The following is a 14,312-nucleotide window of genomic DNA, read 5'->3' on the forward strand; positions in this document are numbered from 1 at the left end:
TATCGAAAGACTCCCGTCCAATGAACAAATCCGGCTGGATAATCAACCACCGAAGGTGGCATTTCACATCCGATATGCTGCATCCAGATGCAAAATGCCGTGGGAAAAGGGGAGACCCTCTCCCCTCAGCCAAGGCGTGGTGCCTCGCTGTATTTCAGCGGTGGTCGGCCAACAGGTAGCGCCTTTACAGATCGATGAATCCCCGCAATCTGCTTATTTCGCCAGTTCTGTCCGCGCTTTAACCCATTTATCATTCAGATCCTTCATGATGTCGTCGTACGATTCGCTGCGATTACCGATGGCAGCTTCGATAATGCGTTTCTTGAAGTCAGGCTGCCAGAGGCCAATCTCGCCTTCGTTGTCGATTTTGTCAACCAGACCTTCCTGTCCTTCTTTGGCAGGAGTCAGTGTGGAGAATGTAACGTCTTTGTATTGATCCAAAATCGGTGGCAATTCCGCATTTTTGTCTGCGCTCATACCCCCGCCTTGCTCAACCGCGTAATTCGATTTCGCCAGGAACCAGTCAATCCAGGCTTTCGCAGCAGGTTTGTTCTCACTGTTCACGTTCATGCCGATGTTATAGTCTGCTGCGAGTGGAACGACAACATCACTTGCATTCGTAGGAAATGGCAAGAATCCGATATTATCCGGTGTATCCGTCAAGCCTTGAATTTGGGTAATCGCCCAAGATCCAAGCGCCATCGTTGCAATTTTCCCATTCGCCAGATCAGCCTTGGAGCTTTCCCAGTCGGTTGTGGTCGGATCTTTCTCAATCAGGCCATTCTTGGCTGCGTCGTAAAGCACTTTGTACAATTCATAGTGCGGCTTGCCAGCCACAAAGTTTTCATCCGTGTTCGGTTGGTCAATGTTTACGTAGTCCACACTGCCTGCAACCGTCGGCAGATCTGCTTCCCATTGTGTCAAAGCCCAGCCGGAGGCATAGTTGGTGTACAATGGAACTGCGTCCGTATTGTCTTTCACCAATTGCAGTGCAGCCTGGAACTGCTCAGGCGTTTTGGGAACTTCCGCAATGCCAGCGTCCTTGAACACCTGCTTGTTATAGATGATGCCAGAGAACGTGATAACGGTTGGAATTCCATATATCTGACCGTCCACCATACGTTCTTCGATGCCTGTGTACTTCTCTTTCAGCTCATCGTACGTGCCTAGTGGTTCAAAAAAGTCCGGAATGTCGGCAATCGGTACGCTGGTGGGGATCATCAGCACGTCACCATAATCTTTGGTACTCATACGAATCTTCACTTGTCCCTCATAATCGGCCAGTGCCTGGAAGTTTACTTTGACATCCGGGTATTCCTTATTGAACTCCGCGGCGTAATCTTTGAATACGCTATCAACAATATCTGTACGCTGCGTGAGAACGGTGATTTCACCCTTAATATCCGCAGGATCTGTACTGATTTCCTCTCCTGCCTGTGGAGATCCACCCCCGGAAGAGCAAGCTGCGAGCAGAGAAGTGATGAGCAGCATGGTAAGCAGAAGCATCCAGCCTTTGTTTTTTCTCATTTGGTTCTACCCCTTTTCTAAGTTAATTTAAGTTATCGTTAAGGTTACAAAATGAATTTTATTATGGCAGTGTTTACCTGTCAATTAAATTATTTATTACTTAGCAAAAGTTTTTATCACAAGATTCGTTGACAACGTATTTTCCCGACACTAATATTAATAAATAAAGTTAACGTTAACTTAAATATCAATTGAATCCTGTACTTTGAAGGAGCGCTCACTTATGACTCACACCAATGACACCAAAACTGAAATAAAAGAACACTGGGAAGGTCATATTCTGCCATTTTGGTCTGCCCTCAAAGATCATAACAACGGCGGATTCTACGGCTGGGTCGGTAATGACCTTCAGGTCGATCCACTCGCTCCCAAGGGCGGAATCGCCACGGCACGACAATTATGGTCTTTTGCAGCAGCCTACCGGGTAACCGGAAATGAAATCTGGCGTGATCACGCTGAACATGCTTACCGTTTTCTTGTGGACCATGTGATAGATACGGAGTATGGCGGCATGTACTGGATGGTGGATGCCAAAGGAGAACCAATGGACACGAGCAAGCATGTATATACGCAATCCTTCGGCGTCTACTCACTGAGTGAGTACTATCGTGCCACTGGGGATGCATCTGCTTTGGAACTTGCGAAAACGCTTTTTGCCCTGATAGAGGATCAAGGGCTGAATGCCGAATTACCTGCATACAAGGAACAATTTGATCGCTTCTGGAATGAACAGCCCAATGAAATGCTGAGCGAGAATGGTGTGATCGCGGATTACACGATGAATACGCATATTCACGTGTTGGAGGCCTATACCACGCTCTACCGAGTGTGGCCAGATCAGCAGGTGAAGACGGCGCTGGAACGCTTGCTCGGCATCTTATATGAACGGGTGTATGACAAAGACACGAAGTTTCTCGGGGTATTTTTCAACAAGGATTGGGACTCCATCATCGATCTACGCTCATTCGGGCATGACATTGAAGCCAGCTGGCTGATCGACGAAACGTTGAAAGTGCTGCGTCTGGATCAACACCCGGAGTATTCTGCGATGGTTACGGATATTGCCTATAACATTTCCAATGTGGCTGTACAGGCCGATGGCTCCCTGATGAATGAACAAGAGGGTGACCGTGTGGATGAGAAACGGATATGGTGGGTTCAGGCCGAGGCGATGGTCGGCTTCTACAACGCCTATGAGCGTACAGGTGACCGTTTGTTTTTGGAGAGAGTAGAACGCTTGTGGACATATACGAAGGAACACATTATCGATCACCGCGCTGGCGGGGAATGGTACTGGTCGGTAGACGGGAACGGCACACCGGATCAAAGCGAAATCGCCGGACCGTGGAAATGCCCATATCACAATAGCCGATTCTGCATTGAACTAATTGAGAGGATGGGATAACGATGATACACCCCAAATACAATGAATTATTGGAGCAACAGGAGCAGCTGCTTACGCGCCAAAATGAAATTGACTCTTCCTTCTACAATGGCGTATATGATCGGTACCGTTATCCGGTAATCACACGCCATCATGTACCGCTGCACTGGAGATTTGATCTGGACGAAACGACGAACCCCCACTTCATGGAGCGTCTGGGCATTAACGCTACGCTTAATCCGGGGGCCATCTATTTCAATGGCAAATACGTGATGGTCATCCGAACCGAAGGATTGGACCGTAAATCCATCTTCGCTCTAGCTGAGAGTGATAACGGCATCGACGGATTTCGCTTCACAGGCAAACCCTTAGTGTGGGAAGATATCGATGCCGACGAAACCAACCAATATGATATGCGATTGGTTCAGCATGAAGATGGCTGGATCTATGGTATTTACTGCTCGGAGCGCAAAGACCCTGAAGCACCAGCATTTGATACATCCAGTGCCGTAGCCCAGGCAGGACTTGTCCGGACACGCGATCTGCTCAGCTGGGAGCGTCTGCCCAACATCACGACCAACTCTCCTCAACAGCGAAATGTTGTATTGCACCCCGAATTTGTAAATGGTAAATATGCGTTCTATACACGGCCACAGGACGGATTCATCTCCACAGGCAGCGGCGGCGGGATTGCCTTTGGTCTGTGCGATGATATTCTGAATCCAGTAATTGAGGAAGAGACAATCATCGATGAACGGAAATACCATACCGTATACGAAGTGAAAAATGGTCAAGGCCCTGCTCCGCTCAAAACGGATCGCGGCTGGATTCACATTGCCCACGGGGTGCGCAACACGGCGGCGGGTCTTCGCTATGTGCTGTACACGTTCGCCACGGATCTGAATGATCCGGCACGCATCATCGCCAAGCCGGGCGGACACTTCATTGCTCCATATGACGACGAGCGCGTAGGCGATGTGTCCAATGTTATTTTCTGCAATGGTGCGGTGGTCAACGAACAGGGTGAGGTCTTCATTTATTACGCATCCAGCGATACCCGCTGTCATGTGGCCACAACGACGCTGGATAAACTGGTCGATTACACCTTCAATACCCCATCTGATCCTTATCGTTCCCTGGATTGTGCCAACCAGCGCGGTGACCTGATTGAGCGGAATGAGAAGCTTCTCCAAAAGCAAATGGTTTAAAACTGAAGATCAGCCTTCAACGGAAAATGTGGCATGCTGAAAAATTAGCGCAGCGCTAACCAGAATTTCTTTATTCCATGTGGGTAACGATGTATACTAATATGGATTGTTGTTATGTTTGAAGGAAGCGCTAACCATAATGACAGCACATTGTACGTAAACCGGCTTGAAGGAGGCGACCAAAGCTGAAGAACAATATCACCATGCGGGATATCGCCGACAAGCTCGGAGTTAGCAGTGTGACGGTCTCGAAAGCATTAAATGATAAAGATGGCGTCAGTGGCGAATTGAAGGAAAAAATTAAAGTGCTTGCCGTTCAGATGGGCTATCGGTATAACGCCGCAGCCCGTTCGATGAAGGAAGGCCTGACTCATAATATTGGTGTTATTATCCCGGAGCGTTTTACCGGACCTACACAATCGTTCTATGTACGTGTATTCCAGCGCATCACCAAACATCTGGAGGATCAGGGGTACTACGGTATTCTGCATATTCTGAATGTTCAGGACGAAGAGGAATTAATACTACCGAAGCTCTATAGTGACAACAAAGTGGATGGTTTCATTGTGCTTGGACAAGTCAGCAAGGAATATATCGAGCTGGTCCAGTCGATGGAGGTACCCAAAATGTTTCTCGATTTCTACGATGAGCATTCTGATATTGATTCTGTCGTTACCGATAACTTTTACGCTGCTTATGAGCTGACAAACGTTCTGGTACAGCAGGGACACCGCCGCATCGCTTATGTGGGGAATCTCTATTCTACTAGCAGCATTCAGGACCGATTCCTCGGTTATTACAAATCATTGCTGGAGCATCGGTTGCCGATGAATCCGGATCTTGTGCTTAATGACCGCGATGAGCGAGGTACGTTTATTGAAATTGATCTGCCAGAGCAGCTGCCTACGGCATTTGTATGCAACTGTGATCAGGTGGCCCATCTGCTCGTTCAGAAACTGACTTCACTGGGTATTCAGGTTCCTGCACAATGCTCCGTGGTTGGGTTCGATAATGATATCTATGCCACACTCTCCGAGCCCAAATTAACTACGGTTGAAGTCGATGTCGAACAGATGGCGCGCACTGCGGTTCATTCCATGCTCAAAAAGATTGATAACCCGAGTCGCAGCTTCGGCCGCGTACACGTGAAGGGTAATATCATTTATCGTGATTCGGTAACTGCTGCACCTGCCCTTTCGGATAACGTATCTAACTAAAAAGGAACGAAGACTTCCCGTTCCACAAAAAGAGTGCTCCCGGCCATTACGGCTGCAGGAGCACTCTTTGCTTATGAAAAAAAGAGAAAGTGGTCAGGAACCACTATAGATCACGGCCACTCTCCACTCGATTCCAAAAACCTAACTCCTGTTACAGCCTAGTAACTCGTCTTCAGCCAGTTGTCTTTGGACCAGGATAATTTGCCTGCACCTGCTCCGCTCGAACCGGTGAGGCGTGCATTCAGCGTCGCTGGATCATCGGTAGTGTAGCTGTAAGGAAGTGAAGAGAATCCGTTCCAGGAGAAAGCTTTCACTGCGGCCGGAACCGGGCTGAGCGGACTGCCGGATGTATCACTGTTTCCACGGAATGAGCTTCCATCCAGAGAATACATCGTGTCAGTCACCTGAATTTTACCGGTATATGTTGCGTCGGCCGGGTCCGTCTGGTTATTGCGGACCGGGAACAGTACGTCTTTGATCACCGACTTTTCGACCAGTACTGCACCATCTTCAGTGGAAATCGCTCCGTTGCCGATGATATCAAAGTGATACCCTTTGGACGAAATCGCCGTTGCCATTGCAGAAGTGATTCTGGATTTGGCCGCACGTGCCCCTGTCGCATCCATCACAATATTGTAGGCATGCGCATTGCCTCCGCGCAGACGCGGCATGCGATCCTGGATATCTTTGTACAAGTTATGGTGCAGAGTCATGGACAGATTAGCATTGGCCGATTCGAAGCTGGTCGAACCAACCAAATGACCTTTTTTCTGAGGAGATGAAATGGCAATGATATCGGCTTTGCTGAGCCCAACCGCGCTGCTGCGCAGGTAGTTGTACATCGGATAGGAAGCCTTGTTCGCCTCCAACTCGTTAATCTGCTGGGTAACCCAGCTGTTTGAGCTGCCGTCATCCCCTTTGAAGAGGGACCAGGAGATGGTCACACCGCTCGTTCCTTTTTTCGAATCGACAAGCCCGTCGTAGGCTTTATTGAATGTGCAGTGATCAATCCATACGTTGCTGTTCTCTTCAAGGGTGATGTAATCCCAGTCGTTTTTGTCGTAGTCGCCTTTGGTCGCTTCATCCCATTCCCATAACTCATCGAATTCGAGGTTGCGGATAATAACGTTGGAACTGCGTTTGACACTGATGGCTCCGTGCTTGATCTTGGCCCCGTTGGCTGAGAAGATGGTCAGGCCATTAAAGCTGTCGATCGTCAGCTTGCTGACACCCGTTTGCTTCAATACAGGATGAGTCAGCGCATCATTATGCTTGGCAAAAGGCGATGTCTGTGCAGCGCTCGGAATTTCGTTCCATCCCAGATTCAGGTCGTTCATAATCTCGACGACTTTGACACCGGAGTTCTTTTTCAGCGCCGCTGCGAGATCCGTTGCATTGTATACCTTCTTATACTTGGACGTGTCCGATTCGCTGATGGTACCTCCACCCGTATTGCCTTGGGAGAAACCTGTAAGATTGTAATCTGCATTGCCTGCTGCCTGTACACTTGTCGGTCCAGACAGTAGGGTGAAGCCCAACGTCAGAGCCAGCGCGGCACTGCACCATGTTCGAATTTTGCTTTTCATAAAACCATTCCTCCCTAATTATAATGATTGCGTCTGTCCATCTCTGCCATCGCAAGTCACGAAGGACATGTCCTCAATGTAAATGTTGGAAGCGATTACAACAATAATCCTTATCTCAGATCGTTTTGGGATCCTGATATCAGTCCTCAAATAACACCCGATTTAACCCGGAGCATTCCCATTTCAACTTATAGACATGAAAAAAAGCCCCCAAAGGGGCTCACTATTATCTCGAATATTCCTAATTTATCTTTTGATGGAACGTGTCCAGAACCCGCCATGGAACTGTTTGGGCTCAACGGTGATGACAAATGCTTTGGGATCAAGCTCCAGAATCGTCTGATATAGAAGTTTCTGGTTTTTTCGTTTCGCCAAAATCTCCATAACCAGCCGGTCTCCATCTCGTCCACTACCAACCCAGGCGGTGACACCGTATCCTTTATCCCGCAAGGCATTCGCTACATCCCCGCCCATCTGGTTACAAATAACCTTAACGGTAACGTAACCAAGCGCAATCTTCTCTTCGATCCAGGCACCCAGCAATACCCCCAGCCCATAACCAACAGCATATACAATTAACGCAGATGGCTGGGTCAGATATTTGAGTACCAGATTCAGACCGAGTACGTAGATCACAATTTCGCCCATACTGATGAGCGCAGCAATATATTTCTGTCCTTTGAGCGTCAGAATCATCCGAAGTGTATAAGCAGATACATACACAATCTGGATCAAAAAGATAAATACCAATATTTTAAACAATCGCAATCCCTCTTTCCTGACTTTCACAACGAAATGGGCCGTTTGTTGCGTGCCTTCTTTCCGCTTCCTCTACATATCATTTATTCTTCTGCCTGTTTACTCTATCTCCATCATTGGACGTTATGCGGTCATTTTAAACGGTTGAACGTAAATTGGACTGCATTTTCTATTTTCTGCGCACTGGCAAGCCGGAACTGACATTATAGAGCCCTTTTCACTCATTATCAACCCGGCCTGAGACCCAGGGGCGAAAAGCGGCGTGTCTGAATATGCTGAACCAACAGCAATTCGATTGAGGCGTACAGGCAAAAAGGTTCGGGAAACGACGGCTACCAAAAGGGGGAACTGTCATGCAGTTGTGGCACGAGGCAGCGGGAAGGTATGGAACAACTCATATTTTGCCATGATCCACGGAGCGGGCTTAAAGCCGTTATCGCCATCCATAGTACAGTGCTGGGTCCCGCACTCGGGGGATGCCGCTGCTGGACGTATGCATCGGAGGAAGAAGCGGTTCGGGATGCCATCAAACTCGCGAAGGGCATGACCTACAAATCGGCGGTCTCCGGTCTGCCATATGGCGGGGGCAAAGCTGTGGTGTGGGATGTGCCAGCCGAATTGATCATCAAATCGGGCGATGCCAGCCCAGACAACAATCTGAATCCCAAAAAAGGCAAGGATACATCGAACGGATTAGATAAGGATTTAGATAAGACATCCAAAAACAGCCTACAAGCCTGCCGGCGTGCCGAAACATTCCGTTCTCTGGGCCGCTATCTGGAACGACTGAACGGACGTTATGTGACGGGGCTGGATCTGGGCACTACGGCGGCAGATATGGACCAGATCCGGCTGGAGACGGTACATGTGACGGACACGACCGGATCGCTTGGCGCACAGGATGACTTCACAGCCGAGATGACCGCCTACGGTGTATACACTGGCATTGTGACATCGCTGCGTCACCAAGGCATTGACGCCTTGCAGGGCATTGACGCCTTGCAGGGCATTGACGCCTTGCAGGGCATTTGCGTTGCCGTCCAGGGACTGGGCAAGGTCGGGTATGCCCTGTGCCGTTACCTGCATGCAGCCGGGGCACGGCTCATTGTGGCAGACGTTGTACCCGAACGTGTACAACGTGCCCTTGTGCAGTTCAGCGGCGCCATGTCGGCCGATCCGGCCCATATTCACGCCGCTGACTGCAAGGTGTTCGCCCCCTGTGCCCTAGGGGGCGTATTGACCCCGGCAACGGTGGAGGAGCTGCGCTGCTCCATCGTTGCCGGGGCGGCGAACAACCAGCTCAGCCATCGGGAGCTGGTTGTTCGCGGCATGCAGGCGCGCGGCATCCTGTACGCGCCTGACTATGTGCTCAACGCAGGCGGAATCATCAGCACCGCCTACGAGCTGGAAGGCGCAGGGCCAGACCTGATCCGCCAAAAGGTGGCGGGGATTGCGGGCACGCTGTCCAAGGTCTATGCGATAGCAGAGCAATCTGCCCTCTCCACGGCGGATGCAGCCGATCAGCTGGCAGAAGCTGTCCTGCAAAGCGGAAACCCCCATGCTTAGCATACCGATACCGATTTAACACACTAATTCAATCTCCCAATCGTTTAAGTGCTACAGAATCCAGATCACTGTTACAGCTCGCATATCATTTATTTTCTCCATCTTTAAAGTACATCGCATCACGTAAAGAATTAGAAAAAACGTAAAAAAGCCAATCCGATTCATCAACACCGGATTGGCTTTAATCAGCTTTTCTTCAGGATTCCATCTGCTAAACTTCATCAGGCAACCTCAACCAACCTACTACCGCCCGCCTTAAACTTCAACCATTACAGAAGCCCGCTTCACCCGATGCAGCATCGTCCAGAATAGCATGTTAATAAATACTAGGAGTGCTACATAGATCCAGATGCCTGCTGGTATGGTGCGGATGAATACATGTAGTCCCCATAACAGTGCCATGAGCGGAAAGAAGGCAAAGACGAGCCAGCCGTCACTCTGTCCGGCCACACTAAAGGATTGGGAAAACGGCGGTTTTCGCATCAACAACTTTCCAGACAGCGGAATAAGTGCAGTTGCCACCAAAAATATTACGATCAGATCAGGAAGAATTCTTAACCCAAAGGTCCACACAAATACAATGGCGTTCAATATAAATACGGGTAAGAACATGTTGCATAAGAAAGCTTTTAGCGCTCCACTATATAGCACATTCTCGTTGGCCAGAGGGGCTGCCCGGAAAGTCCAAAACGCCTTGTATTGTCCGGAATACTTCAGCATGGTCACAACAGACACAATCAGCAAGAGCACAATATATAGCGTGTAAAAGAAGGAGCTTTCCCTAAATTCTGCCCACGAAGAACTCTGCAATTGGGTGAACCAGAATACATAGGGCAATACAAAAGATAAACCCATCGACGGGTATACCTTCAACTTGAACTCCCTTTCACTTCGCATCATACTGGCAGACAAACGAAAGCACGCCTGCTCTTCTCTGGAACGGGAGAATACCTTCGCCATGATGCGATCCCAATTCCCACGTCTTCGTCCAGAGGCCTGACCTGCGTGTGACATTTTCTCCAAATACAATTCGAAGGAAGGCATCAGCTTCACGTACACCAACAGACTGACCATTGGAACGATCACAGCAAGCGCTGAGAAAGTATACAGCCAGGCATCTCCCCCGCCGCCGAACAGCAGCTCAAAAACCGCTGCATACCATACCGGAGGCAGCAGTAACTGCCACCAGGCAGGTGTGAACACCATATTAAAGTCGATGATGCTGAACGAACGTATGACCAGCTGATAGCCTACGGCAATGCCGATGGAAAGAAGGATTTGCATCATATTGATCATGTCCTTAAGCTTCTCGCCATCCAGAAACTTCATCATGAATAGATAGATCAGGGACGTGGTCACCAGAATTAACATATTAATCAGCACCAGTTCCACCAGAAAAAGCAGGAAAAAGCCGATCCCGTGGGCAATCAATCCGGCTACCAGCGGCGCAGCCGTCAGAGAGCCTGTCAGGAGCAGCAAATAAACCCCTGCGTGAATGGCACGAGCCAAGCCAACAGTGCGTCCATTTACCGGCTTGGTCATGATGATATTACGATCCCGAATATCGAGCAGTACCGAAGAAAAGTCGGAGATCATGGAGGTCATGATCATAAACATCAGCATGGCGGTCACTAGACCCATCTGAAGCATATAATGTCCCGTATCCCAGACGACAAACGGAACCATAATCAGCCCCATCAGTGCATACAACCAGAGGGAACGCAGATACAGATTGCCTTCTTTCTGCTCCTTATTGCCATTGCGTGCTGACAATACCGTCGGTACCCTCCGCTGATCCATCTGGAACTTCACCCGTAGAATCAAACGCAGTACGTCATAATCCGCTCCTGTTCTGGCGATGATAGGCCGAAAACGATCCAGAATCTTCAGCGTGCGGAAGTCGGAGGATTCCGCCATATCAGTACACCTCCTGCACGATGGACACAAAACGTTCTGCAATTGCCCGATGCTCATTGAAGCCCGTCAGTTGATTGAATACTTCCTCCAGTGAGCCTTCCATGGATTGCTGCTGGAGCTGCCTGAACGTACCATCCGCCATCACGCGTCCTTCGGCAATCAGAACGATTCGGCTGCTGATCTTCTCCACCACATCCATGATGTGTGACGAATAGAATATCGTTGTACCCTTGGCCGACAGCTGTGTCAAAATCTCCTTTACCACCATTACACTGTTGGCGTCCAGTCCGCTGAGTGGTTCATCCAGGAACAACAAATCCGGGTCATGCAACAGCGCGGAGATCAGCAGCACTTTCTGACGCATGCCTTTGGAGAAGGAAGCAATGCGGGAATGATATGATTTTTCCAGTCCAAAACAATCCATCAACTGCTTCGCCTTATAATCGGCATCTTCATAGGACAACCCGTACAATTCTCCTATAAAGGTCAGATACTCTGCCGGGGTTAATTGCTCGTATAGCTCCGCGACTTCCGGTACATAACCGATTCTTCGCTTATATTCCGCGTCACCATCTGCGATATCCTTGCCAAAGATGCGGACCGTACCCACATATCCCTCAACTAGTCCGAGCAAAATCTTGACCGTCGTGCTTTTACCCGCACCGTTCGGACCAATATATCCGATCATCTCGCCCCGATTCACTTCTAAATCAATCCCATTTAGCACATAACGCCCGTTATACCGCATACGCAAGCCTTCAATTGACAGTACTTGTTTTTCACTCACTTCGTTATCCAGCCCCTGTCTCTACTATTTCTACAATTCTACTAGTTTACCACAGATTGGATTAACAGAGAGGGATAAAGAAAAATTAAAAGACCTTTGCTCTGCACAAAGAAGTGCATAACAAAGATCCTGAATTTATAGAATAGAATTTGATTTTTGTTAATTTATCAATTAAGTCTGGTAATTATTATTTTTTTATTTAGTTGAAATTCTTATTAGTAAAATGTAAAACAACACACCTCCTACCACTCCAAAAAAAGCATATAAATCTATAAAAATATAAGCTATAAACGCGGATGATATCAACGTCACAATAATCCCAGCTCTATTTTTTAATAATATTCTATAGGTTAGATAACCTAGCAATCCAGAGATTAATGTCGACAACAAAAAAGGAAGAATAACGTACATTTGCTAACCTCCTAACTCGCACCCGTGTTTTACCATTTTTATTTTGTGGCAGGATCCTACCAATAATATATCTTAGCAATGTAATCGTCCTGAGGATTAAGCTTTTCCGTTATTTATACTAATACCTTATTTCTGCTATTGATAATCTAAAGTTAGAATAAAAGGTTCAATTGGAATGTTTAATCTCTAGCTTATAGAGCTTCATATTTTTCACAATTAAACCCCTGTCCCACTCATAATGAGGGACAAGGGTTTAATTGTGAATCTTTATGATGATTAACCAACAAAACAATCAATCCTTATTGAACCTTAACAATCTGGAAGTGCTGATTCGTACCACCATTATCTGTCCACTGGATTGCAGCTGCCCCGTCTGCCAGGGATTGTCCCGAAATATCAAGCACCTTGCCTGTGCTGCGGTTTTTCAATTTATAATAACCACCACCCACACTAACCAACTGCCATTGCTGACTGGCCCAGCCGCCATCGTTCCACTGTTCAATAACAGCTCCATCTGCTGTGGAACCATTCTCTACACCGATTAGCTTGCCGCTGGAACGATTGATGATTTTGACATAACCGCCACCCTCATCCGTGATCTGCCACTGCTGGCTGGTCGTTCCGCCGTCTGCCCGCTGCTCCAGATCCGCACCGTTATCCGCAGAACCACCGATGACATTAAGCAATTTATTGCTTTTGCGACTAATCAGCTGATACGAAGCATTCGGGTCCCATACATCGGGCGTATCCACTCCGGTTACGGAACCCGTGGCTGCATCTATGGTAATACTGCTTGCCCAGTTCATCGCCAGACTGGTTGCACTTGGGAAAGACAACGGCAGCCACACATATTTAGAATCCTGCACTGGCCCGCTCCAGGCGCCAGCCCAGCGATCGCCCATGTAGAGATAGGATGTTGTCTGTGAGCCTTCCACGGGAAGCACATACGCCGATTGGGAACCATAGGTTGTACTATCCCCAAAGTTGCTCAGGCCGCTCCATGTGCCAGTTATGCTGGTAGCAGTCGCATATTTTGCCTGATTCGGGTTCCATCCCGTAGCCCCGGATGTGATCAGGAAATAGACGCCACCCTTTTTGAACATGGCAGGTGCCTCACGATATTGACCCGGCCATAGCGTCGTTACGAGCGATTCCACACCGAGAAAATCAGGAGTCAGCTTGTAGATATTCAGGTCAGCATTCACTTTGGTCGCCGAGATGAGATAAGCCGTTCCGTTGTCGTTGAATACCGTCATGTCTCTCGAATCATAGCCAAGCGGACGATAGCTGCCCACATACGTATAATTGCCATCCACTGTACTTGAGGTCGCTACCGCCACTCTCGCTTCACCATAGTCAACCCCGTTTTCCTTATGCATCCAAAGAACATACTTGCCTGTTGCACTGTTATAAATGACTTTCGGGCGTTCGATGTTGGAAATGTTCAGCTCGGCAGCCGAGCTGCTGGTAAGCACATCATTGCGATACTCCCAGTTTTTCAGATCTGCTGAACGATATACAGATACCGCCTTGAACGTTCCATTAGGGTTGCGATTCTCCCCAAACCAGTAATAGTACCCATTAGCCTTAATCATCCCGCCCCCATGGGCATGAATGACATTGCCGTTTGTATCCTTGAACTGTACCCCGTTGATTACACTGAGTGGAGCAGCGGAAGCCTGTTGTCCTGGAGCGACCAGCATACCTAGCGATTGTAGCGCCAGGATTAGAGCAAGCAGATAACAAAGGCGACGAGTGTAACGATGTGTTTTTGTTTTCTTTTTCAACCAACCCTCATTCATAGAACAATGCACCTCCGTAATTAATTTATAAAGCGCTTACAATAAAATCGATACGTCTCTTCTTCCTCCGATCGATGATGCATTTCATAGGATTACCTGTTTCTCAGACTGGCTCGGCACTCACCTCCTGATTACGATTGTATCCGCC

Annotated in this window: 11 protein-coding genes; 4 read left to right on the forward strand and 7 right to left on the reverse strand. The window is 48.3% G+C overall.

Annotation, left to right across the window (positions count from 1 at the left end):
- Nucleotides 1-213 precede the first annotated feature (213 nt).
- Nucleotides 214-1,527 carry an ABC transporter substrate-binding protein gene (locus tag BUA17_RS12265; RefSeq protein WP_063567577.1) on the reverse strand — a complete coding sequence of 438 codons (1,314 nt, stop codon included), beginning with the start codon at nt 1,525-1,527 and terminating at the stop codon, nt 214-216.
- 223 nt (nt 1,528-1,750) lie between these two features.
- On the opposite strand from BUA17_RS12265, the gene BUA17_RS12270 reads away from it, so the two are divergent.
- The 3 genes from BUA17_RS12270 (at nt 1,751) to BUA17_RS12280 (ending at nt 5,336) form a co-directional block, all read left to right on the forward strand.
- Complete coding sequence (locus BUA17_RS12270) at nt 1,751-2,932, forward strand: AGE family epimerase/isomerase (RefSeq protein WP_072733777.1); 1,182 nt, start codon at nt 1,751-1,753, stop codon at nt 2,930-2,932.
- Between the two features lie 2 nt (nt 2,933-2,934).
- Nucleotides 2,935-4,119 carry a glycoside hydrolase family 130 protein gene (locus BUA17_RS12275; RefSeq protein WP_072733778.1) on the forward strand — a complete coding sequence of 395 codons (1,185 nt, stop codon included), beginning with the start codon at nt 2,935-2,937 and terminating at the stop codon, nt 4,117-4,119.
- A gap of 203 nt (nt 4,120-4,322) precedes the next feature.
- The gene (locus BUA17_RS12280) at nt 4,323-5,336 is read left to right on the forward strand and encodes a LacI family DNA-binding transcriptional regulator (protein WP_072733779.1); all 1,014 of its coding nucleotides are present in this window, start codon (nt 4,323-4,325) and stop codon (nt 5,334-5,336) included.
- Between the two features lie 158 nt (nt 5,337-5,494).
- On the opposite strand, the gene BUA17_RS12285 is transcribed toward BUA17_RS12280, so the two are convergent.
- A complete protein-coding gene (locus tag BUA17_RS12285) occupies nt 5,495-6,922 on the reverse strand; it encodes a pectate lyase family protein (RefSeq protein WP_072733780.1) in 1,428 nt (475 codons plus the stop codon).
- Between the two features lie 246 nt (nt 6,923-7,168).
- Nucleotides 7,169-7,684 carry a DUF2179 domain-containing protein gene (locus BUA17_RS12290; protein ID WP_053782622.1) on the reverse strand — a complete coding sequence of 172 codons (516 nt, stop codon included), beginning with the start codon at nt 7,682-7,684 and terminating at the stop codon, nt 7,169-7,171.
- Nucleotides 7,685-8,065: 381 nt separating this feature from the next.
- Here BUA17_RS12290 and BUA17_RS31855 point away from each other — a divergent pair, with 381 nt between their 5' ends.
- The gene (locus BUA17_RS31855; protein WP_072733781.1) at nt 8,066-9,247 is read left to right on the forward strand and encodes a Leu/Phe/Val dehydrogenase; all 1,182 of its coding nucleotides are present in this window, start codon (nt 8,066-8,068) and stop codon (nt 9,245-9,247) included.
- A gap of 51 nt (nt 9,248-9,298) precedes the next feature.
- Here BUA17_RS31855 and BUA17_RS31460 read toward each other — a convergent pair whose 3' ends face one another.
- From BUA17_RS31460 to BUA17_RS12315, 4 genes are all read right to left on the reverse strand, one after another.
- Complete coding sequence (locus BUA17_RS31460; RefSeq protein ID WP_177031212.1) at nt 9,299-9,469, reverse strand: hypothetical protein; 171 nt, start codon at nt 9,467-9,469, stop codon at nt 9,299-9,301.
- A 33-nt stretch (nt 9,470-9,502) separates the two neighbouring features.
- Entirely contained in the window at nt 9,503-11,164 is a 1,662-nt protein-coding gene (locus tag BUA17_RS12300) for a hypothetical protein (protein ID WP_063568219.1), read from the reverse strand.
- Nucleotide 11,165: 1 nt separating this feature from the next.
- Nucleotides 11,166-11,951, reverse strand: coding sequence for an ABC transporter ATP-binding protein (locus BUA17_RS12305; protein ID WP_063568220.1), 786 nt, complete (start codon nt 11,949-11,951; stop codon nt 11,166-11,168).
- Between the two features lie 710 nt (nt 11,952-12,661).
- Nucleotides 12,662-14,164 carry an RICIN domain-containing protein gene (locus BUA17_RS12315; protein WP_090809173.1) on the reverse strand — a complete coding sequence of 501 codons (1,503 nt, stop codon included), beginning with the start codon at nt 14,162-14,164 and terminating at the stop codon, nt 12,662-12,664.
- Between the last annotated feature and the right edge of the window lie 148 nt (nt 14,165-14,312).

The sequence above is a fragment of the Paenibacillus sp. ov031 genome, from assembly GCF_900143165.1.
Taxonomy (GTDB): Bacteria; Bacillota; Bacilli; order Paenibacillales; family Paenibacillaceae; genus Paenibacillus; species Paenibacillus marchantiae.

What these genes read in the sequence shown, in the direction of transcription:
- BUA17_RS12265 (WP_063567577.1), bottom strand. Translation starts at nt 1,527, where the DNA reads ATGAGAAAAAACAAAGGCTGGATGCTTCTGCTTACCATGCTGCTCATC.
- BUA17_RS12270 (WP_072733777.1), top strand. Translation starts at nt 1,751, where the DNA reads ATGACTCACACCAATGACACCAAAACTGAAATAAAAGAACACTGGGAA.
- BUA17_RS12275 (WP_072733778.1), top strand. Translation starts at nt 2,935, where the DNA reads ATGATACACCCCAAATACAATGAATTATTGGAGCAACAGGAGCAGCTG.
- BUA17_RS12280 (WP_072733779.1), top strand. Translation starts at nt 4,323, where the DNA reads ATGCGGGATATCGCCGACAAGCTCGGAGTTAGCAGTGTGACGGTCTCG.
- BUA17_RS12285 (WP_072733780.1), bottom strand. Translation starts at nt 6,922, where the DNA reads ATGAAAAGCAAAATTCGAACATGGTGCAGTGCCGCGCTGGCTCTGACG.
- BUA17_RS31855 (WP_072733781.1), top strand. Translation starts at nt 8,066, where the DNA reads ATGGAACAACTCATATTTTGCCATGATCCACGGAGCGGGCTTAAAGCC.
- BUA17_RS31460 (WP_177031212.1), bottom strand. Translation starts at nt 9,469, where the DNA reads ATGAAGTTTAGCAGATGGAATCCTGAAGAAAAGCTGATTAAAGCCAAT.
- BUA17_RS12300 (WP_063568219.1), bottom strand. Translation starts at nt 11,164, where the DNA reads ATGGCGGAATCCTCCGACTTCCGCACGCTGAAGATTCTGGATCGTTTT.
- BUA17_RS12315 (WP_090809173.1), bottom strand. Translation starts at nt 14,164, where the DNA reads ATGAATGAGGGTTGGTTGAAAAAGAAAACAAAAACACATCGTTACACT.